This is a genomic window from Microbulbifer discodermiae (genome assembly GCF_040742695.1).
Lineage (GTDB): Bacteria > Pseudomonadota > Gammaproteobacteria > Pseudomonadales > Cellvibrionaceae > Microbulbifer.
Genome location: NZ_JBFLAB010000002.1, coordinates 133882 through 154749, shown reverse-complemented (window position 1 = coordinate 154749; position 20868 = coordinate 133882). Strand labels below are relative to the sequence as shown.

At 57.7% G+C, this 20868-nt stretch carries 15 protein-coding genes; 11 read left to right on the top strand and 4 right to left on the bottom strand.

Going from position 1 to position 20868, the window contains the following annotated elements; genetic code table 11:
* Positions 1–29: 29 nt before the first annotated feature.
* Both AB1S50_RS01310 and gcvP read right to left on the bottom strand, forming a co-directional pair.
* Positions 30–320, bottom strand: a complete 291-nt coding sequence (locus AB1S50_RS01310; RefSeq protein WP_367148559.1) for a hypothetical protein — start codon at positions 318–320, stop codon at positions 30–32.
* Between the two features lie 633 nt (positions 321–953).
* On the bottom strand, positions 954–3842 hold the full coding sequence (gene gcvP / locus AB1S50_RS01305; protein ID WP_367148558.1) for an aminomethyl-transferring glycine dehydrogenase: 2889 nt from the start codon (positions 3840–3842) through the stop codon (positions 954–956).
* Positions 3843–4445: 603 nt separating this feature from the next.
* Between gcvP and AB1S50_RS01300 the strand changes: the two genes are divergently transcribed.
* Together AB1S50_RS01300 and AB1S50_RS01295 are read left to right on the top strand one after the other, a co-directional pair.
* Positions 4446–6164, top strand: a complete 1719-nt coding sequence (locus AB1S50_RS01300) for a diguanylate cyclase domain-containing protein (RefSeq protein WP_367148557.1) — start codon at positions 4446–4448, stop codon at positions 6162–6164.
* Positions 6165–6687: 523 nt separating this feature from the next.
* Entirely contained in the window at positions 6688–7011 is a 324-nt protein-coding gene (locus AB1S50_RS01295) for a putative signal transducing protein (protein ID WP_367148556.1), read from the top strand.
* A 42-nt stretch (positions 7012–7053) separates the two neighbouring features.
* On the opposite strand, the gene argS is transcribed toward AB1S50_RS01295, so the two are convergent.
* The gene (gene argS / locus AB1S50_RS01290) at positions 7054–8790 is read right to left on the bottom strand and encodes an arginine--tRNA ligase (protein WP_367148555.1); all 1737 of its coding nucleotides are present in this window, start codon (positions 8788–8790) and stop codon (positions 7054–7056) included.
* Positions 8791–9637: 847 nt separating this feature from the next.
* On the opposite strand from argS, the gene AB1S50_RS01285 reads away from it, so the two are divergent.
* The 9 genes from AB1S50_RS01285 to AB1S50_RS01245 all read left to right on the top strand — a co-directional run bounded on the left by AB1S50_RS01285 (position 9638) and on the right by AB1S50_RS01245 (position 19209).
* Positions 9638–10015, top strand: coding sequence for a hypothetical protein (locus AB1S50_RS01285; RefSeq protein ID WP_367148554.1), 378 nt, complete (start codon positions 9638–9640; stop codon positions 10013–10015).
* A 168-nt stretch (positions 10016–10183) separates the two neighbouring features.
* A complete protein-coding gene (locus AB1S50_RS01280) occupies positions 10184–10684 on the top strand; it encodes a GrpB family protein (RefSeq protein ID WP_367148553.1) in 501 nt (166 codons plus the stop codon).
* A 220-nt stretch (positions 10685–10904) separates the two neighbouring features.
* On the top strand, positions 10905–11423 hold the full coding sequence (locus tag AB1S50_RS01275; RefSeq protein WP_367148552.1) for a GNAT family N-acetyltransferase: 519 nt from the start codon (positions 10905–10907) through the stop codon (positions 11421–11423).
* Positions 11424–11550: 127 nt separating this feature from the next.
* On the top strand, positions 11551–12036 hold the full coding sequence (locus AB1S50_RS01270) for a GNAT family N-acetyltransferase (RefSeq protein ID WP_367148551.1): 486 nt from the start codon (positions 11551–11553) through the stop codon (positions 12034–12036).
* A gap of 549 nt (positions 12037–12585) precedes the next feature.
* Positions 12586–14064 carry an exodeoxyribonuclease I gene (sbcB, locus tag AB1S50_RS01265; protein WP_367148550.1) on the top strand — a complete coding sequence of 493 codons (1479 nt, stop codon included), beginning with the start codon at positions 12586–12588 and terminating at the stop codon, positions 14062–14064.
* 54 nt (positions 14065–14118) lie between these two features.
* Entirely contained in the window at positions 14119–15135 is a 1017-nt protein-coding gene (locus AB1S50_RS01260) for an aspartate carbamoyltransferase (RefSeq protein ID WP_367148549.1), read from the top strand.
* Between the two features lie 69 nt (positions 15136–15204).
* Complete coding sequence (gene ggt / locus AB1S50_RS01255) at positions 15205–16869, top strand: gamma-glutamyltransferase (RefSeq protein ID WP_367148548.1); 1665 nt, start codon at positions 15205–15207, stop codon at positions 16867–16869.
* A gap of 87 nt (positions 16870–16956) precedes the next feature.
* A complete protein-coding gene (locus AB1S50_RS01250; protein ID WP_367148547.1) occupies positions 16957–18399 on the top strand; it encodes an NfeD family protein in 1443 nt (480 codons plus the stop codon).
* A gap of 36 nt (positions 18400–18435) precedes the next feature.
* The gene (locus AB1S50_RS01245) at positions 18436–19209 is read left to right on the top strand and encodes a slipin family protein (protein WP_367148546.1); all 774 of its coding nucleotides are present in this window, start codon (positions 18436–18438) and stop codon (positions 19207–19209) included.
* 23 nt (positions 19210–19232) lie between these two features.
* Here AB1S50_RS01245 and pgi read toward each other — a convergent pair whose 3' ends face one another.
* Entirely contained in the window at positions 19233–20855 is a 1623-nt protein-coding gene (gene pgi, locus AB1S50_RS01240; RefSeq protein WP_367148545.1) for a glucose-6-phosphate isomerase, read from the bottom strand.
* Positions 20856–20868: the final 13 nt, after the last annotated feature.

Here is a 20868-nt window from a genome sequence, read left to right as displayed (position 1 = left end):
GCGCCGTAGGCGCGAAGTTAACTGACTTGTTATGTGTTTTTAACCGTGATGCCATTTTCATTTATTCGGCAACACCATTTTACTGCCTTGCTCCACTCACTAATTATACTTAATTCGTTTAACTCTGCTACGCCATCTGCAAACAAAAATTCTTTGATGCCACCGTCGTAATGATTGAACTCATATACAGAAACCTCTAAGCCTTCCTTGAGAAGAAAGGAATTGCCCGCTGAATCCGTAACTTCATCGGATCGTGACAACAAGACGACTTCATCTTGTACTATCTCGTTAAACTCGACTAGAACTCTTGGTTTATCCATATCTCTATGGCACATAACGGCTTATTGGGCGGAATACCGTCTACAGCACGCATTTCGTCGGTATTGATAGAATGAAAAACCGATGAAAATCATAAGGTTACACCTTGGTAGTGGCCGCTCCCTGCCGCGGAAAACAAGACTCGCTACTCATGAGACCTCCGGGGGGGGGGCTCTTCTATAGCATCCGCTATCTCTGCAAATATCCTATAAAATCAGTCAGATGGCCAATATAAATCGGACTTTTCGAGCCTCGGGCATGTCGGTACTTATGAGGCCGGCTACTGGGATATGGCGTTAATTTACCTTATGAGTGAATGTATATATAGTATTCAGCGAGATGAACTCGTGTCCCGATCTCCATTTCTTGACTCAGTCCGCTGTGAGCTTCGCTCGCGCCACTAAAACCTACCTCTATTGAGGGTGCTAGCAGGTTGTTGAAAAAGGCATCCTGCCTGTTTCAAAACGCGAAAAACGAAAAATGTGATTTTCACTTTTTTCGCTAAATCAACGACTTAGGCATCGGCGATTTTGCCGGAACATCCATATTCCGGTAGCAGGCGTCGAAATTCTTCGAATTTCAATAGCCTGCCAGTGCCGCCTTTTCTTTTTTTATTTTTTCTTATAGGGCCGGGCTCAGTCCAGGTAGCTCTCCAGGGGCGGGCAGGAACAGATAAGGTTGCGGTCGCCGTAGACATTGTCGATACGGTTTGATGCGGGCCACACCTTGTGCTCTTTCAGCCAGGGCGCCGGGCGGGCGGCGACGTCGCGGGAGTAGCTGTGGGGCCACTGGTCTGCCATCACGTCCTCGAGGGTGTGGGGGGCATTGTGCAGCGGGTTGTCCTCGGCGCTGTAGCTGCCGCTGACCACGTCCTCCACTTCCTGGCGGATGGTGGTCATGGCGAGGATAAAGCGGTCCAGCTCCTCCTTGGACTCGCTCTCGGTGGGCTCGATCATCAGGGTACCGGCAACGGGGAAAGACATGGTGGGGGCATGAAATCCAAAATCCATTAGGCGCTTGGCAATGTCTTCCTCGGTGATGCCGCTGATGTCTTTGAGGGGCCGCAGGTCCACCAGGCACTCGTGGGCGACAAAGCCGTTGGCGCCGGTATAGAGCAGGGAATAGTGTTCGGACAGGCGCCTGGCCACATAGTTGGCATTGAGAATCGCTATCTCGGTGGCGCGCCTCATGCCGCTCCGTCCCATCATCCTGATGTACATCCAACTGATGGGAAGAATACTGGCGGAGCCCCAGGGCGCCGCCGAAATGGTGCCATTGCTGGGGTCGGTGCCCGCTATGCCGATGATCGGGTGGCTGGCGAGGTAGGGTTTTAGGTGTTCGCCGACGGCGATGGGGCCCATGCCGGGGCCGCCGCCGCCATGGGGAATACAGAAGGTTTTGTGCAGGTTGAGATGGGAGACATCGCCGCCGAACCTGCCGGGTGCGGCCACACCGATCAGGGCGTTCATGTTGGCGCCGTCTATGTATACCTGGCCACCAACACTGTGGATCAGGTCGCAGATGTCGCGAATTCCTTCCTCGAATACGCCGTGGGTGGAGGGGTAGGTGACCATCAGTGCGGCGATCCGGTCCCGGTGTTCGTCCACCTTGGCCTTGAGGTCGGCCATGTCCACGTTGCCTTTGTCATCGCAGGCGACCACCACCACTTTCATGCTCACCATCATGGCGGAGGCGGGGTTGGTGCCGTGGGCCGAGGCGGGGATCAGGCAGATATCGCGCTGGGTCTCGCCCCTGGCTGCAAAGTACTTCTTGATCGCGATCAGGCCGGCGTACTCGCCCTGGGAGCCGGCGTTGGGTTGCAGGCTGACGGCGTCGTAGCCGGTGCAGGCGGCCAGCATCCGCTGCAGCTGGGAGAACATTTCGGCGTAACCCTGTGCCTGGTCGGCGGGCGCGAAGGGGTGCAGCTTGCCGAACTCGGGCCAGGTTACCGGGATCATTTCCGCGGTGGCATTGAGCTTCATGGTGCAGGAGCCCAGCGGAATCATGGAGTGGTTGAGCGCTATATCCCGGCTTTCCAGGGTTTTCAGGTAGCGCAGCATTTCGGTTTCTGAGTGGTAGCTGTTGAACACCGGGTGGGTGAGGAAGTCGCTGCTGCGCACCAGGGCGGCGGGCACGCCCAGGGGGCCCTTGGTGGCGATTTCACTGTCCAGCGCCTGCAGGTCTAGCCCGTGTGCGGTGCCGGTAAAGGCGTCGAGAAGGTCGGAGACATCCTGCAGCGAGGCGGTTTCATGCAGGCTGACCCCTAGTGCGTCGTCGCCCACTTTGCGCAGGTTGATCCGGGCCTTCAGGGCGCGCTGGTAGATTTCCGCCTGCTTGTCGCCCACGGTGATGTTCAAGGTGTCAAACCAGGTATCCTGGGCCAGGTTGAAGCCCTCTCTGGTGAGGCCGGTGGCGAGGATGTCGGTCAAGCGCTGGATGCGCGCGGCGATGGTCTTGAGCCCCTCCGGCCCGTGGTAGATGGCGTAACAGGCGCTCATTACGGCCAGCAGTACCTGGGAGGTGCAAATGTTGGAGTTGGCCTTTTCGCGCCGGATGTGCTGCTCGCGGGTCTGCATGGCCATGCGCAGAGCGCGCCGGCCCTTGCTGTCCACTGACACACTGATGATCCGACCCGGCGCCGAACGCTTGAAGGCTTCGCGGAAGGCGAAGAAGCCGGCGTGGGGACCGCCGTAGCCCATGGGAATGCCGAAGCGCTGATTGCAGCCGACCACTACGTCTGCGCCCATTTCACCGGGAGGCTTGAGCGCAACCAGGCCCATAAGGTCTGTGGCCACGGTGACCAGGCCGTTGGCTTGGTGCACTTTGGCGATGATGTCGGTCAGGTCGCGCACCTCACCAGTGGAGCCGGGATACTGCAGCAAGGCGCCGAACAGCTCTGCCGGCAGGTCTGTGTCCACCGAACCCACGACGACTTCAAAGCCAAAGTGTTCGGCGCGGGTCTGGACTATTGCGATGGTCTGCGGATGGCAGTCGGCGTCGACAAAGAACACATTGCTCTTGTTGCGCTTTACCTGGCGCTTGCACATGGCCATGGCTTCCGCGGCGGCGGTGCCTTCATCCAGCATGGAAGCGTTGGCCAGTTCCATACCGGTGAGATCCATGACCATCTGCTGGAAGTTCAGCAGCCCCTCCAGGCGGCCCTGGGCTATCTCCGGCTGGTAGGGGGTATAGGCGGTGTACCAGCCCGGATTTTCCAGCAGATTGCGCAGTATGACATTGGGTGTAATGGTGTCGTGGTAGCCCATGCCGATAAAGGTGCGGTAAATTTTGTTGCGCTGTGCCAGGGAATGAAGCTCTGCCAGGGCCTCCTCCTCGCTGACCGGATCGGCGAGATCCAGGTCGTCGTCGCGGATAGAGGCGGGAACGGTTTTCTCAAGCAGCTGGTCGAGGCTGCCCACGCCGAGGGTCTCCAGCATCTCTTTGACCTGGTGCTCGTCGGGGCCGATATGACGGTGGATGAAGGCGTCGTGCTGTTCCAACTGCTGAAGAGATCGCTGGGTCATAAACTTCGGTTCCTGTAGTCGCAGGGATAAGTCGCTGGAATAGAGCCAGCCGCCGCTGTTGAACGCCGGTAAAACCGATAGAAAAGGTAGCGGCGTGGCTCGCCCCGCCAGCGCTTCCCGCTCGGGGATGACGCTGGCTGGCCCCGGTGATCGGCGGGCGGACTCAGTCCTTCGAGGCCGGGTGCGGCGCAATAGCGGCACTGGGACCTATTGTGGGCCGGCTCGGGCCGGGCGCATCTTAACAACCGGTTACAAGAGGGGCAATCTGTCGTCGATTGCGAAACAATGTGCTTTTAAGTGTCTGAATTTGTGACACTTATGCTGTTGTTTTCGGCGTGACGTAATTTTATTCTGGAAGAATGCCGGTCCGACGTTATACACACAGGTTTTTCGCGCAGCGCCTGTATCCCGGTGGCCGGCGGCGGCACTGGAATGCGCGACACGGGGCCCGCCGTCCCGGGGATGGCGGGGGCCTGCGAATGTACTTTTGGCGGCTGCTTTAGCAGTTTCGCCGGTAAAAATTGGAGGTGACGGATGCGGATGGAACCGGACCGTCGAAAGTTTAGCGGGGCCTGCAACAACGGGGCCGGAGTATTCAGGACGATGCGTTTATATAGTTTGCGGGTGAAGGCGACTATCTGTCTGCTACTGCTGGTGCTGGCGATTTGTCTTTTCCTGACCCTGATGGGGGTAGACAGCCTGAAATCGCTGGTGGAAAAGAACCGCACTGACCGCCACCTGGCTTACCAGCACCAGGTCGCGGGCCTGCGGCACAGGGCCCGCGAGGACCTCACCCGGCTCACTCAGTTGTTTGTTCTCTGGCACGGGGATAAGGCTGCGGATGCGGACAGTCTGCGCGGGATTTTTGATCGACAGTGGGACTATCTGCGCCATACCTGGAACCTGGCATCCCTGAGTCTCTACTCCGGCTCGGGCGGGCAATTGGTGTCCTGGGGAAGGCCCAGCCGCCGCCTGAGCGCGGCGCAGGTGCAGGAAGTGGTGATCGGTGGCCGGCCCCTCAGCAGTATTCACTGTGCGGACACCTGTGTGCAGAGCCTGGTGGTGCCGGTTGTGGCCGGTGACGGCACGGATCTGACCCTCCAGGTGGACCGCTCCCTGTCCAGCGAGTTGTCCGCCTTTCGGGAAACCACCGGATCCGATATCGGCATTCTGTCCGCCAGGCAGCCGCGGGAAAAGGTCGAGGGGGATCTGTACCTGCAGCAGTGGCATCGCCAGGTGCTTGCGCTCACCTCACAGGAGACGGTGTTGCCGCTCCTGCGCCGGTTTGCGGCCGAACAAGCCGCTATGCCGGGGCCGCGCCTTTCCGGCAGTTATCCATTGGATGATGGCCGCAGTTACGATGTGCAGACCTTCCCGGTTATCGATGGGGACAGCGGCGGCGCCCGGTTTGTGATTGTCGACGATGTGACGGCGCAGATGGACCATATCGATGCATCGCTGCGCAAACTGGTGCTGCTTTCGGTGATCGGTACTCTGGTGTTTATTGGCGCCGTAATGATGATGTTGTGGCTGCCGATCCTGCGTTTGCGACGGCTTGCGGGAGCGCTTCCGTTGCTCAGCGACGGCAAATTCGAGGCGGTGCGCAATCTGGTGGAGCCGGTGAACAAATACCACAATCGCCTGGATGAAATAGAGGTGCTCGATTATATGGTGCTTTCGGTGTGCGACCAGCTGGAGGTGATGCAGCAAATTGTGTCGCAGAACACGGCCGAGCTGGAGCGCATGGCCATGCGCGATGCGCTCACCGGGCTCGCCAACCGCCACTGCATTATCGAAGAGTTAAATCAGTTTTTGCAGGATTGCACCTACCAGCGGGGGGGTGGCTACCTCTTCTTTATCGACCTGGACGACTTTAAAAAGGTCAACGATTCCCTGGGGCACCAGGGGGGCGACGAGCTGCTGCGCATCGTGGCCAGGCGCCTGTCTGGTGTGATGCGGGCGGACAGTGTGGTTGCCCGGCTCGGGGGAGATGAATTCTGTGTCTTCGTTCGCGACCTGGGCAATGACGGCATCTACGTGGCGCTGGCGGAAAAGATGTTAAGCATCGTCGCCGAGCCCATTCGCATCGGCGAGAGTCTGGTGCAGGTTACCCTGAGCATCGGAGTGGTGGCTATTCCCGTCCACGGGGCGACCCTGGAGCAGGCGATGGACAATGCCGATATTGCCATGTACCACGCCAAGCGTGGCGGTAAAAACAGCTATCGGTTATTTTCACCGGAACTGGCGGAAGACGAAACCCCGCCGGATGGAAGCACCACGGCCGGCCGGCTGGAATTGGCCGCGGGCAGTGAGACGGGTTAGGGCCAACAGGCCCTAGCAGGCTGCTGAAATTCGCAGAATTTCGACGCCTGGTACCGGAATATGGATGTTCCGGCAAAATCGACGACGTCTAAGTCGTTGATTTTGGGAGAAAAGTGAATTTCACATTTTTCGCTTTTCGTGTTTTGAAACAGGCAGGATGCCTTTTTCAACAACCTGTTAGGTGTCGGTCGGGGTTGTTTCTTCCGGTGCTGCCGCCGCCGGCAGATACCCCATCGAAACGCTGAAGCCTGGCCCCCGGTTCCATAGCTTTTTTTAGAGCCCCTTCGATGAACCCTCGCCAGCTGGAATGCCGCTGCTGAATCTTCCGTGTTCAGGCGCAATCGCGGGTTTTGCAGGTTGTAAAAAAGCCTCCCTGGTTTTTCTCAGCCCGGTTTGGGGATTTCTGTCAATCTTTATCGGCGGCGAAGTCGCGCAATTGGCGTCGCTGATCTAGTCTGAAAGGTACCCCCTGGAAACGGCGAAGATTATCGGGGGGCAACAGAGGCTAAGGGAAAGTTTCGTCATGGCGCAGAGGGTTTTTATCGCCAGTGACCAGCTGATGGTCAGCCACCTCCACAACCTGCTTGAAAAAGCGGGGATCTCGGCGATCACGCAAAAAAAATCGGCCCACGGCCAGGGGGAGCCGGACTGGTGCACGGAACTCTGGGTATTGGACGATCGCCAGTTCGATACGGCTTGGCGGCTGCTGCAGGAAATACTGCGTGAGGAGCCCCGGGATCTGACTTCTTCGGAATTGGTGGCCGGGCTGGTGACAATGACACCGGACCTCAGCACCACCAATATGCCCGAGACCTCCGGTTTCCCCCCCTCCGCCGATATCGCCTGAAAATGCTCTTCTGCGGACCGGGCTTAGGCCCCGGTCGTTCTGCTACATCTGCTCCAGTACTTCTATACCCAGCAAGTCGAGACCTGTGGCCAGGGTGCGGGCGACCAGGTCGCACAGCCGCAGCCGGCTCTGGCGCAATTCCGCGGGGACACCTTCCTTGAGGACCGGGCAGGCCTCGTAAAAAGCCATATAGACGCTGGCCAGTTCATAGAGGTAAGTGCAGAGCACATGCGGGAAAGTGTCCCGGGCCACCTGCTGCAGGATTTCCCCAAACTGGCAGAGCCTGAGGGCCAGCGCTCTCTCTTCCGCTGTGCCCAGGATTATCCGGCCGCTCAGCTGACCCGGCTCCACAGCGGCGCGGCGGAAGATACTACGCACCCGGGTATAGGCGTACTGGAGGTAGGGGGCCGTGTTGCCGTCGAAACTCAGCATCGCCTCCCAGTTGAACACATAGTCGTTGGTGCGGGTCTTGCTCAGGTCCGCGTACTTGACCGCACCTATACCGACCGCGCGGCCGATTGCCCTCCGGGCCTCACTGTCCAGGTCGGGATTTTTCTCCGCCACCAGTTTTTCCGCGCGCTCGACGGCTTCGTCCAGCAGCTCCGCCAGCTTAACGGTACCGCCGGTGCGGGTTTTGAACGGCTTGCCGTCCGCGCCCATCATGGTGCCGAAGGCGCAGTGCTCCAGTGTTACCGAGGGGGGCAGAAAATGCGCTTTGCGCGCAGCGGTGAACGCCTGTTGCAGGTGCAGTGACTGCCGGGCATCCACCACATAGAGGATCCGGTCCGCCTTGAGTTTGCCGGCGCGGTAGCGGATGGCCGCCAGGTCGGTGGTGGAATAGAGGTAGCCGCCACCGCGCTTCTGAATAATCATTGCGCTGGGGTTGCCCTCCTTGTCCGCCATCTCCTCCAGGAACACCACGATTGCGCCCTGGTCCTCCACTGCGATACCCGCGTCCAGCAGTTGTTTCACCAGAACCGGCAGGTCGTCGTTGTAGCGGCTTTCACTGTAGATGTCGCCGCGTTTCAGGGTGACATTGAGCTTGCGGTAGATCTCCTCGCTGTGGCTGATGGAGATGTCGATAAACTGTTGCCACAGTTTCCGGCACTCGGGGTCGCCGCCCTGCAGCTTGACCACATACTCCCGCGCCCGGTCGGCAAAGCCCTCCTCTTCATCAAAGCGGACCTTGGCCTCGCGGTAGAAAGTTTCCAGGTCGGCCAGGGCGACCTCGGCATCGCTGCTTTCCAGCTTGTCCGCCAGGTGGGCCAGCAGCATACCGAATTGGGTGCCCCAGTCACCCATATGGTTCTGGCGGATAACCCTGTGGCCCTGGAATTCCAGCAATCGCGCCAGGGCGTCACCAATAATGGTGGTGCGCAGGTGGCCGACGTGCATTTCCTTGGCCAGGTTGGGGTGGGAGTAGTCGATGACGATGGTCTGCGGCTTGTCCTCCGGGGGGATGTTCAGGCGCTTGTCCGCCGCCGCTGCACCCAGGCTGTCCGCCAGCCAGGAATCACTCAGGTGGATATTGATAAACCCAGGGCCGGCGATTTCCACCCGGTCGATCATTTCCCCCTTGTCCAGCTTCTCCACGATTCGGGCCGCCAGTTCGCGGGGGGCACAACCCATCCGCTTGGCGGCCGCCATGGCGCCGTTGGCCTGGTAGTCGCCGAACTCGGGGCGCTTGGACGGTGCCACCGTCGGGTCGCACTCGGATGGAGCGCCGGCGGCCAACATGGCGGCGTGGAATTTGTCAGATAGGAGCTGGCGAATATTCATGGGAAACAGCGTTGCTTTGGTGTTTGGGAAGGCGCGATTTTAAGGGAGGGGCATGGCTTTGCAAGCCGGCGCCCCCCGTGACCGCTCGAGTGCAGCGGTATCATAGGCTAAAAAAGGGGTGGCATTGAAGTGGGCAGGGTACTGTTACCGCCTGCTGATAAGCCTTCCAGGACCTTTCCCGGCCCGGGTTGACGGCATAGTTTCGCAACCCCACGCGGGCAGGCTCTCCTGAAAGGAATCGGGCAGGGAGGCACACCCAGGGCAGCCACCTGACTCCGGGTAGGGCTCCGCTGGAGGTATTTAACCCCTATGACCAGAGCCGCAGCGAAACCCACCAAAGGGCTCTGCTCACGCAGCCGAAAGTCCCGGATGCGACGATCCGGGCGTGCGGCTTAATACCCCTCGCGGGGAACTGCTTTACCCAGTATACGTTGGAGCTGCCGGATGCTCGTCAAAAATAGCAGCTGCAAGAGCACCTACCATATAGAGAGAGTGCAACCATATAGAGGTGTCGGCCATAAAGGAGCGGCGCTGGGTTATGGGCACAGCTTTACAAATGAAATGGTCAAGTGGGACGAGGAGTTTTAATGAATATGACTGCTGGTTAAGCGCAGGGGTTTATATCACCAAAAAACTATAAACGTATAGAGCTAAACCCTATGCCAGCTATTGGGATACAGGTCGGCATGATTATTCTCCTATATGGCGCATTAGTGCTAGCTTTATATATTTGATTGATCCGCGGCGGCATTTTGATAGGTATGCGCACAATTGCCTTCGAGATAGTAATCAGCATAATAGTGATTGGTGTAACTACTATTCAAAGGTTGGGAATTCAGGGGGAAGAGTGAAGAGTACAGTTGCCGGCGTGTTGATCGGGCTAATTACTGCGTATCTTGGGGTTATACTAACTGGATACTCCGCAGCAATTGCTATACCCGAGGCGATTGCAAATTTTATTTCTGGTCGTAGTTTTTTACTTTGGGAGATTTTTGTCACGCAGCTCTTAGGGTATGGCCTATCTGTTTTTGTGCTTATACTGGCCGCAGCCAAGTTGTTAAATGTTAATCCATGGGTAACCTCTGTAGTCGCATTTATTACCTGTGAGTTCGCTTTATACCCAGCGTATACGGCCGCAGACACTATTTATATTCTACACATTATTGTGTTTGCAGGGTGTGCATTATCGGCTGCGGCACTTGGGCGCCCACGAGAAGCTGTGTAAAGGTCGGCGATGCTGTAGCTTATGGGTTTTGGGTTATTGTTGCACTAACTTGCAGTGCGGGGTTCCGTTCAAAATTGTGTTTCAGATTTAGATCAATAATTAATAAATAAGGGTCAGGCTTTAAGATCTTGTTTTTCATTGCGACGTTATTGGCTCAATTTATTTGGTATGAAAATTCAGTTAGAAGAATACAGTCATAAGTGGATTATTGCCTTCGAAAAGGAAAAATATTTTCTCGAAGAAAAAATTGGCCGATGGCTGATTGGTAAAATAGAGCATGTGGGGAGCACGGCTGTTCCAGGCATGTTGGCAAAACCAGTTATAGATATTATGTTTGGGGTAGAAGATCTCGTTAGCTCAAAAGAAGCCATCCCAGTACTTTCAAATAATGGCTACTGCTACTATCCTTATAAGCCCGAAATTATGCACTGGTTCTGCAAGCCTGCTCCGGATTACAGGACACACCATTTGCATCTTGTTCCGTATAAGAGTGATCTATGGATAGAGCGTATTAGATTTAGAAATATACTTAGGCGCAATAAAACTATTGCGGATGAGTATAGTGCCCTAAAGCGACAGCTTGCAAAGGATCTGGCAGATGATAGGGAAGCATATACCGAAAAGAAATGGCCGTTTATTCAAAGAGTGCTATCAAGCGATTGCCAATAAAGCTAACGAGCCGAAGGTTTACTTTGTGCGCTTAAATTGCGATCTTCGTATTCTGGTTTATGTTTCACAAGACACAAATAACACTGAACCTGATTGCAATTTTAAGTGTTTCATTTGTTTTTAATGATAGGCGTCTAGCTGCTGACAATGAGGGCAGAAGTTTGGATAGAAAAATAGAGTAGATTTTATGCATGCTTCTGATTTTCGGATAAATGTCAGTATGAATATCAAGATATCTGACGAGATCATGCTTGAGCCGCTATCCATAAGAGATGCAGGGGTTCTTTATTCGGTGATTGATGAAAATAGAACCTTTCTTGAGCAATCCTTATATTGGGTGGGAAAAGTAAAAGATAAGGAAACAGCTAAATACTACATTATGAAACGTATAAATAGTAGTGAGCCGGGAGCAAGTTGGTTTAAAATTAAACAAAAGCATGCAATTGTGGGGATCTTTGGGGTCAAGTCTATATGCTACCAGTTGTTGGAAGCCGAAATAGGATATTGGCTTACAGAAGCCGCGCGGGGGAATGGAATTATTTCTAAGGCTATAATCGCTGTAGGTAAAATACTTAAGGACCAGGGCCTTTCCAGTATAAAAATCATGTGCCTCGATGAAAATAAGGCAAGTATTGCGGTTGCTGAAAGGGCTGGAGCCAACCACATAGATTCAGTTCCAAAATATATGGAGGTTAATGGTAAGCTTCAGGACCTGAATATTTATAGAGTTAAATTGTAGGCGAAAAATGTACCAAGCTAACTTGATTCTTAGCTCTCCGCCTGATATTGCCAGTTATAGAATTAATCAGAGGTTTCCTAAGTTAAAAATTGTTTGACTGAAGAATTTCTTTATCCAAGACATAACTATGAAAATCCTGTTTGCTGAACAATCCGATATTGAACAAATACTGCCTATATTCAGGGAGCTGGAGGAGTATTACTTTGGGGAAAAAGCTTCTGCGACTGCAGATATCAGGGAGTATTTCCAGGATCGTGTATTTTCCAGAATATCCGGGGTCCAGGTTCTCCTGGCCAAAACTGAGTTAGATCAAGTGGTCGGTTTTGCAACTATCTCCGTGTTATATCCTGCGCCAAAACTAGCCGGACAGGTTTACCTGAAAGACCTGTTTGTTTCAGCATCTTCGAGAGGCCTTGGAGTTGGCAGGATGCTTATGAAATTTATAGCAAAATATGCTCTTGATAACGGTTGCAACCGACTTGATTGGACGGCGGAAACTTCAAACCCTGTGGCAGGCGAATTCTATGCTGCAATTGGCGCCGAGCAAATTATGGAAAAGCAGTATTTCAGATTCGAGGGTTCCGCCCTTGGAAATTTCGCAGTCACCACCTAAAAATCAAAGTCGATCCGGAGCCCTACGCCTCTGCCGGGCTCGTCCTGCGGAGCGCCTCCTTTTGGGTGTTATTGTCTTGGCAAATAAATAGAGGGCTTTGTTAGTTACGGCTTTCTGTAACAAGTCAGCCCGGGCTTGTGGCGCTTGCCCGCGAAGCCCCCGCACAAGCGGGCTATGGCTGGTTGGGCCTGCGGGCCTTCTGCGCTCGTGGAGCTGCCCGGCGGTTTTGCAAGCGGGTCGGGGACAGGGGCGGCTTACTCAAGTTGCACCAGGCCGGTATACTGAAGGCCTGTGAGCGTGGGCGCACCTGATACCGCATGAAAGTCTGGCGCTGGCAGCTAACCAGTTCCCGGATCGCCATAAGAAATATACCGGCCTGGGGAGCCAACCGTTTACGGAAAAAACTGTGCATGGTTTTCTCAGTCCCGGCAGGCTGAAACAGAGTTTTAAACGGTCCCACTGACCGGTACTTTGTGATTGTCGGGCACGAATATAAAGCGATCACAGGGGCTTGCAGTTCCAGTCTGGACTAAAAATAGGGAATCGATTTTGACGACATTGTTTTGGCACGACTACGAAACCTGGGGCACCGATCCCGCCGTGGACAAGCCGGCCCAGTTCGCGGGTATTCGCACCGATGAGGACCTGAATATTGTCGGTGAACCGCTGACCTTATACTGCCGCCCTGCCAGCGACTGCCTGCCACAGCCCATGGCCAGCCTGGTGACAGGGATCAGCCCACAGCGGGCGCTTGCGGAAGGGGTGGCGGAAATTGACTTTATCCACCGTATTCTGGACGAACTGGGGGCCCCGGGTACCTGTGGTGTAGGTTACAACAGCCTGCGCTTCGATGACGAGGTCACGCGCTACACCCTCTACCGAAATCTGCTGGACCCCTACGAACGCGAGTGGCGCGGTGGCAACGGGCGCTGGGACATCATCGATATGGTGCGCCTGACTTACGCCCTGCGGCCGGAGGGTATCCACTGGCCGCAACGGGAAGATGGGCAGCCGTCCTTTCGCCTGGAGGCCCTGACCCAAGCCAACGGTATTGCCCACGAGGGCGCACACGACGCGCTTTCCGATGTGCGGGCCACCATCGGGCTGGCACAGTTGATTCGCAGCCGACAGCCGCAGCTCTACGACTACGTATACCGAATGCGGGACAAGCGGGAGGCGGCCAGACGGATCGATCTACCCAGCCGCAAGCCGCTGCTGCATGTGTCCGGCAAGGTCGCCGCCAGTCAGGGGCACCTCACCTATGTGCTGCCGCTGGCGGCGCACCCGGTGAATCGCAACGCTGTTATTGTCGCCAACCTGGCGATGGATCCCCAGCCGTTGCTGGACCTGGACGCGGACGAATTGCGGGAAAGGCTGTATAAGCCCCGCGACCAGTTGCGGGAAGGGGAGCTGCCGGTGGGGCTGAAACTGGTACATTTGAACAAATGCCCGGTACTGGTGCCCGCCAAAATGCTGGATCAGCGGCGCGCCGCTGAACTGGGTATCGACAGGGCCGCCTGCGAGGCGAACTGGCAACGCCTCAGAAGCCTGGATCTGGCGGACAAACTGGAGCGGGTCTTTCTCGACCGGGAGTTTCCGCCCCGGGATGTGGAGGCCAGCCTTTACGAGGGTTTTCTCAATGATGCGGACCGGGACCTGTGCCGTCACCTGCACCGGGAGCTGGAACAGCGCGGCGGCGAGGCCCTGGCGGGGGCGGTGCCCTTCGCGGATCAGCGATTGCCAGAGCTGTTGTTTCGTTTAAGGGCACGCAATTTCCCCACCACTCTGTCTGCCGCAGAGCGGGAGCGCTGGGAGGCCTGGCGCTACCGGCGCCTGACCGACCCGGCCGCCGGTGCCAGTATCACCCTGGAGCCCTATTTCGAGCTGCTGACGCAGCTGCGCCAGCAGTTTCCCGACCGGTCGGCGCTGCTGGACCAACTCGAGGCCTGGGGTGATAGTTTGCTAGGGCCTGTTGACCCCCGAACAGAGTGTTCACGGCCGCTATTCTCCCGGCCGGGGCAGGCGTAGAATAGCGCATCAGTGAGAAAGGGCGCCGCTGTGGCGTCTACAGATGGAGTAGTGATGGATTTTGTCGGAGCCAATATTCTCTCTGTGTGCCAGTTTGAGCGCGCGGATATCGATCGCGTGTTCGGGGTGGCGGATGCCATGGCGCCCTATGCGCAGCGGCGCAAGGTTACCCGGGTGCTGGAGGGGGCCATTCTCAGCAATATGTTTCTGGAGCCGAGTACCAGAACCCGCCTGAGTTTTGGTGTCGCCTTCAACCTGTTGGGGGGGACGGTGCGCGAAACCGTCGGTATCACCGCCAGCGCCATGGCCAAGGGGGAATCCCTCTACGATACGGCGCGGGTGCTGTCCGGTTACAGCGACGTTATCTGCATGCGCCACCCGCAAGAGGGCTCGGTGGCGGAGTTCGCGGCCGCCAGCCGGGTGCCGGTGGTCAACGGCGGTGACGGCGCCAATGAGCATCCCACACAGGCGCTGCTGGATCTCTATACCATCCGCAAGGAACTCCTGGCCAATGGCCGCACCTTGGATGATTTCCGTATCGCTGTAATCGGCGATCTCAAATACGGGCGCACCGTGCACTCCCTGTGCAAGCTTCTGTGTCTGTTCGACAAGGTGCAGCTGACCTTCGTCTCCCCACCGGAGCTGGCGATGCCGGAAGCGGTGGTGGAAAAACTCCGCGCAGCGGGGCACAAGGTGGTCATCACCGATCAGTTGGAGGCATCGATTTCCCATGTGGATATCGTCTACTCCACACGCATTCAGGAGGAGCGCTTTGCCTCTCCGGAGGAGGCCAACCAGTACCGCGGGCGCTTTCGCCTCAACCGGGAAATCTTCACCCGTCACTGTGAACCCAACACCGTTATCATGCACCCGCTGCCGCGGGACTCCCGTGCCGAGGCCAATGAGCTGGATACGGATCTCAACGAGCACCCCGGCCTGGCGATATTCAGGCAAACCGACAATGGCTTGTTGGTGCGCATGGCGCTGTTCGCCATGCTGCTGGGTGTTGAAGAACTGGTGGACGACTACGCCTGTCCGGTGCGCTGGCACAGTCGCCGCTCGCCGGTGTGACGGCGGCTGTCTTCTTCGCCGGGGTTTGCAACCTGGATCGAAATTAAAGCAATAAAGAAGGGGAAGTCTGTGCGCTTTATCTGCTTGTTTTTTATGTCGTTTTGGTTCGCCGCTGCCACGCTTGCGGGGGAGCGGGGCGACCGGGCGGCGGTGGCCATGCCGGATAGTTTCAGTGCGCAAGTGGCCAGCGACGTATTGGCTAGCGGCGGCAATGCCGTCGACGCCGCCATTGCCGCGCAGTTTGTGCTGGCGGTAACTTTGCCGGAAGCCGGCAATATCGGCGGTGGTGGATTTATGCTGATCCACAAGGATGGCGGCCAGTATTTTCTCGACTACCGGGAAACGGCCCCGGGCGCCGCCAGCCGGGATATGTTCCTGGACCGGGATGGTGCGGTGGTTCCAGACCTGTCCCTCTACGGCGTCCTGGCCTCCGGTGTGCCGGGTACTGTGGCGGGTATGTGGCAGGCCCACCGGCGTCACGGCAGCATGCGCTGGGCGGACCTGGTGCAGCCGGCAGTGGAACTCGCGGAAAAGGGCTTTGTGGTGCCGGACCAGCTTGCGCGGGAGGTGGCGGATTACGCGCAGGCAGTGGGCAAAACCCACCCTTCGGTCAATTTCCCCCAGTATTTTGGCCGTATGAGGGCCGGCGAGGTGTTTCGCCAGCCGGAGCTTGCGGCGACCCTGCGCCGTATCCGCGAAGAGGGAATGGACGGGTTTTACCGCGGTGAGACGGCGGCACTGATCGCCCGTTTTATGCGCGAGGAGGGTGGCCTGATTACCGAAGCGGATCTCGCCGCCTACAAGGCCAAGTGGCGCCAGCCGATTATTGCCCAATGGTGGGGCCGGGAGATTGTGGCGGCACCGCCACCCAGCTCCGGCGGTATCGCGGTGTTACAGTGGCTGAAAATGTATGACCGGGCCACCCGCGACGGGGAGTCTCCGGCACATAACAGCCCTGAATACGCGCACCTGCTGGCTGAGATCGGCAAACGCGTATTCGCCGACCGGGCGGAATACTTGGGGGATCCGGATTTCTACGCTGTGCCGGTCAATGCCCTACTGGCGGAAGGGTATATCCGCAAACGCAGCGCCGAACTCAATCTGGCGGAAATCTCCCCAACACCGACGGTGCAACCCGGCCTGAAGGAGAGTGAGGACACGACCCACTTTTCCATCCTGGATCGATGGGGCAATGCGGTGTCCAACACCACCACCATCAATCTCAGTTTTGGCAGCGGTGTGGTGGTCCGGGGGGCAGGGTTTCTGCTCAACGATGAAATGGATGATTTCAGCGTCAAGCCGGGGGTGGCGAATGTGTTCGGCGCCCTGGGCGGCAAGGCCAATGAAATACAACCCCACAAGCGTATGCTGTCCTCGATGAGTCCGACCATTGTGCTCAGGGAAGGGGAGGTGGAGATGGTAACCGGGTCACCCGGCGGTACTACCATTATCACCAGTGTTTACCAGTCGATCCTGAATGCGCTGGCGTTTGACATGAGCGCCCAGCAGGTGGTCGATTCACCGCGGTTTCACCACCAACTGTGGCCGCGGGATACGATTCGCCATCACCGGCATATGGATGCCTCTGTCCTGGGGGATCTCAGCGGCATGGGTTATCAGCTGGACCCCCGCGGCTTCGGGGACCTGCAGGTGATACTGGAGCGGGGCGGAAAACTTGAGGCCGCGTCCCAATCCAGTGGCCGCGGCGATTCACGGGTAATATTTTTCGACTGACATCAGTTACAGGCCCTAAGCGCTACCATCACTGGAGATTTCTGTTACTCTGGGTTCACCGCCACACTCGCATCCAGGATTGGTGCCATGCTGAACCGATTTGCAGGGGTTTCAAGGGGGTTGTTTCTGTGCGCCGCACTGCTGTTTTCCGGGGTGGCGATGCTTGCCGCAGGGCAGGCAACAGAGCAGACGGAGGCGCGCGCTCATGTGGCGCTGTTCACAATCAAGGGCGCCATAGGACCGGCGACCACTGATTACCTGCTCCGGGCTATGGAAGAGTCCGAGGACAATGGCGGTCAGCTGTTTGTTATCGAAATGGACACTCCCGGCGGTCTGGACGCCGCCACCCGGGACATTATCAAGCATATCCTTGCGGCCCGGATTCCCGTCGTAACTTACGTTTATCCTTCCGGCGCCCGCGCTGCCAGCGCGGGCACTTATATTCTCTATGCCAGCCATATAGCAGCGATGGCGCCCGCCACCACGCTGGGAGCCGCCACGCCCGTGCAGATGGGGGGTATGCCGGGGCAGCCGCAACCCGGGTCGCAACCGGGCAGTGACGATTCGGGCGACTCCGGCGGTAAGGAAGATGCCGATGCGGAGAAAAAAAACGGAGATGAGGCCACCGCAAAAGCGGGTGGCAGCACGGCGATGGAGCGCAAGGTTACCAACGATGCTGTGGCGTTTATCCGCGGGCTCGCCAACCGCCACGGCCGCAACGCCGAGTGGGCCGAAAAGGCTGTGCGCGATGCGGCAACACTGACCGCCAAAGAGGCGCTGCGGGACAATGTCATCGACATAGTGGCGAAGGACCCCACGGACCTGTTACAGCAGATTGCCGGTCGCAAAGTGGCGCTGGAGTCGGGAGAGGTGACGATCGCCGAGGATGTCGCCGAACTCCCGGTGCAGCGCTACGAGCCGGACTGGCGCAATGAACTGCTGGCGCTGATCACCAATCCCCAGGTGGCTTATATTCTGCTGCTGATCGGTATCTACGGCTTGATCTTCGAAGGCTACAACCCGGGCGCACTGGTGCCCGGCATCGTCGGTATTATCTGCCTGCTGCTGGCCTTTTACGCACTGCAGGTGCTGCCGATCAACTACGCTGGGCTGGCGCTGATTATTCTCGGTGCACTGCTGATTGTGGCGGAAGTGTTTATGCCGAGTTTTGGCGCGCTCGGCATAGGCGGCGTGATAGCGCTGGTGATAGGGTCGGTGATGCTGATCGACAGCGATGTGCCGGGTATGCAGGTGTCGCGAAAACTGATCGGCGCTATTGCCGGCGTCAGTGGGCTCTTGCTGCTGGCGTTGTTGACGGCGGCGGGGCGCAGTCTGCGCAAGCCCCGCCCGGTGGTGGAGCAGGCTCTGGTGGGGCGCCAGGCGGTGGTGATGGAAATACAGGGCGGCGACATTCTGGTCCATGTGGGGGGGGAAATCTGGAGTGCCAGCTGCGAGCAGCCACTGGTGCCCGGGCAGCAGGTGACCATTGTGAAGCAACACGGATTGACCCTGAGCGTAAAACCCGAATAAAGCACTGAGAGAAGGAACTGAAACAGGAGGACCGATATGGTCAGCTATTTTTTGGGGCTTCTAGTCGCGGCGATCGTGCTGATCGTCATGTACGCCATCCGCATCCTGCGCGAGTACGAGCGGGCGGTGGTGTTTTTTCTCGGCCGCTTCCAGGCGGTGAAGGGTCCGGGGCTGATCATCATCATCCCCATCATCCAGACCATGGAGCGGGTGGATTTGCGCACGGTGGTGATGGATGTGCCAACCCAGGACGTTATCAGCCGCGACAACGTATCGGTCAAGGTGAATGCGGTGGTCTATTACCGGGTTGTGAATCCGCAATCGGCCATTATCAATGTGGAAAATTACCACGAGGCGGTGAGTCAGCTGTCGCAAACGACACTGCGTTCGGTGCTCGGCAAGCACGAACTGGATGAGATGCTGTCGGAAAGGGACAAGCTCAATATTGACATCCAGCAGATTCTCGACGAGCAAACGGATGCCTGGGGCGTCAAGGTCACCAATGTGGAAATCAAGCACATCGACCTGGACGAAAGCATGATTCGCGCCATTGCCCGGCAGGCCGAGGCAGAGCGTTCCCGCCGGGCCAAGGTGATTCACGCGGAGGGCGAGGCCCAGGCCGCGCTGAAACTGACCGAGGCGGCGGACCAGCTGTCGAAAAATACCAACGCCATGACGCTGCGCTATATGCAGACGCTGATCGACATCGCCGGTGAGAAGAATTCCACCATCGTATTCCCACTGCCACTGGACTTGATCCAGCCGATGCTGAAGCAGTTCAACGGGGACAGGAGTCCGGTTAGGGATTAATCCCGCGGGTGCCGGTGTACCGGTCAGAAGAGGCGCTTGAGCAGTTCGCGGGTCGATCCATCCCAGTCCTCCGGCGCCTCCGCACCCGCGGCTGCATAGACCTTGGCTCCCAGCTCTTTGCCCAATTCCACTCCCCACTGGTCGAAGGGATTGATGCCCAGCAGGCAGCCGCCCACAAATACCTTGTGCTCATACAGGGCCAGCAGTGCGCCGAGATTGAAAGGGTCGAGTTTCTCGACGATCAGCGTGTTGCTGGGCCGGTTGCCGGGTACCATCTTGTGCGGCGCCAGGGCGTGGGCCTCGCGGTGGGTATAGCCCTGATCCTCCAGTTCCCGGTGCGCCTCGCGCAGGCTTTTGCCCTGCAGCAGCGCCTGGCTCTGGCTGAGACAGCATGACAGCAGCCACCTGTGTTGTTCATGCAGCTCTGAGGTGGATTCCCGGATGGCGATAAAATCCGCCGGAATCAGGTCGGTACCCTGATGCAGCAGCTGGTGGAAGGAGTGCTGGCCGTTGCTGCCCTCGGTCCCCCAGATAACACTGCCACTGGGGTAGTGTAGCGGCTGCCCCTGCCGGTCCACACTCTTGCCGAGACTCTCCATATCCAGTTGTTGTAACCAAGCGGGGAATTTCGCCAGCCGCTGTGCATAGGGCAGTACCACCTGGCTGGTGGCGCCCCAGCACTGGCGGTACCAGAAGTGGATCAGCGCCATCAGGATAGGCAGGTTTTCACTCGCTGGAGTATCGGCGAAGTGCCGGTCCATTGCATGGGCACCGGCGAGCAGCTGCTGATAGACGTCAAAACCACAGGCCAGGGCAATGGGAAGTCCTATGGCGGACCAGAGGGAGTAGCGCCCCCCCACCCAGCTCCACATGGGGAAAATATTGTCGGCGGAGATACCGAAATCCTGCGCCGCGACGATATTGCTGCTCACTGCCACGAAGTGTTGCGCCAGCTGTGTCTCGGCGCAGCCGGCCCCTAGCATCCAGGCGCGGGCGGACAGCCCATTGTGCCGGGTTTCCAGCGTGGAAAAAGATTTGGAGGCGATGATAAACAGGGTTTCCTCGGGGCACAGTGTCTCCAGGGTGTCACTCAAGTCGGCACCATCGATATTGGCGACAAAGTGCACTGCAATACCGGTGCGGTGCCAGGGCCGCAGCGCCTCGACCACCATGCGTGGCCCCAGGTCGGAACCGCCGATGCCGATATTCACGATATGGCGGATATGTTTGCCGGAAAATCCCCGCCATTGGCCCTCGTGTACCCGCTCTGCGAAGTCGCGCATCTGCGCGCGGCAGTCCGCCACCGCAAGCTCGTGTTCGTTGCGGGGCTCGCCCTGAAACCGCAGCGCCGTATGCAGTGCCGGGCGGTGTTCGGTGTTATTGATGTTGCCGCCGGACAGCAGTTCGTCTATCTGGCTGCGCAGCGAGATTTGCTGTGCATAGTCGAGGAGAAGCTGCAGGGTCTCTTCCCGCAGATGGTTCTTGCTGTAGTCCAGGTAGAGTCCGTTCGCCGTTGCGCTATAACGCTGTGCCCGCCCCCCATCACTGGCAAACAGGTCGCGCAGGGACCATTGGTTTTGCTGTCGGTGGGATTTGAGTCGGGCGATAGCGGCAAAGCGACTGTTGGCCGAGTTTTCGCTGGTCATGTCGATTTATGTT

Excerpts from the sequence above, each read along its gene's own strand:
- AB1S50_RS01310 (WP_367148559.1), bottom strand. The coding sequence starts at position 320 with ATGGATAAACCAAGAGTTCTAGTCGAGTTTAACGAGATAGTACAAGAT.
- AB1S50_RS01300 (WP_367148557.1), top strand. The coding sequence starts at position 4,446 with ATGCGTTTATATAGTTTGCGGGTGAAGGCGACTATCTGTCTGCTACTG.
- pgi (WP_367148545.1), bottom strand. The coding sequence starts at position 20,855 with ATGACCAGCGAAAACTCGGCCAACAGTCGCTTTGCCGCTATCGCCCGA.
- AB1S50_RS01270 (WP_367148551.1), top strand. The coding sequence starts at position 11,551 with ATGAAAATCCTGTTTGCTGAACAATCCGATATTGAACAAATACTGCCT.
- AB1S50_RS01295 (WP_367148556.1), top strand. The coding sequence starts at position 6,688 with ATGGCGCAGAGGGTTTTTATCGCCAGTGACCAGCTGATGGTCAGCCAC.
- argS (WP_367148555.1), bottom strand. The coding sequence starts at position 8,790 with ATGAATATTCGCCAGCTCCTATCTGACAAATTCCACGCCGCCATGTTG.
- AB1S50_RS01245 (WP_367148546.1), top strand. The coding sequence starts at position 18,436 with ATGGTCAGCTATTTTTTGGGGCTTCTAGTCGCGGCGATCGTGCTGATC.
- AB1S50_RS01275 (WP_367148552.1), top strand. The coding sequence starts at position 10,905 with ATGAATATCAAGATATCTGACGAGATCATGCTTGAGCCGCTATCCATA.
- gcvP (WP_367148558.1), bottom strand. The coding sequence starts at position 3,842 with ATGACCCAGCGATCTCTTCAGCAGTTGGAACAGCACGACGCCTTCATC.
- AB1S50_RS01280 (WP_367148553.1), top strand. The coding sequence starts at position 10,184 with ATGAAAATTCAGTTAGAAGAATACAGTCATAAGTGGATTATTGCCTTC.
- AB1S50_RS01260 (WP_367148549.1), top strand. The coding sequence starts at position 14,119 with ATGGATTTTGTCGGAGCCAATATTCTCTCTGTGTGCCAGTTTGAGCGC.
- AB1S50_RS01250 (WP_367148547.1), top strand. The coding sequence starts at position 16,957 with ATGCTGAACCGATTTGCAGGGGTTTCAAGGGGGTTGTTTCTGTGCGCC.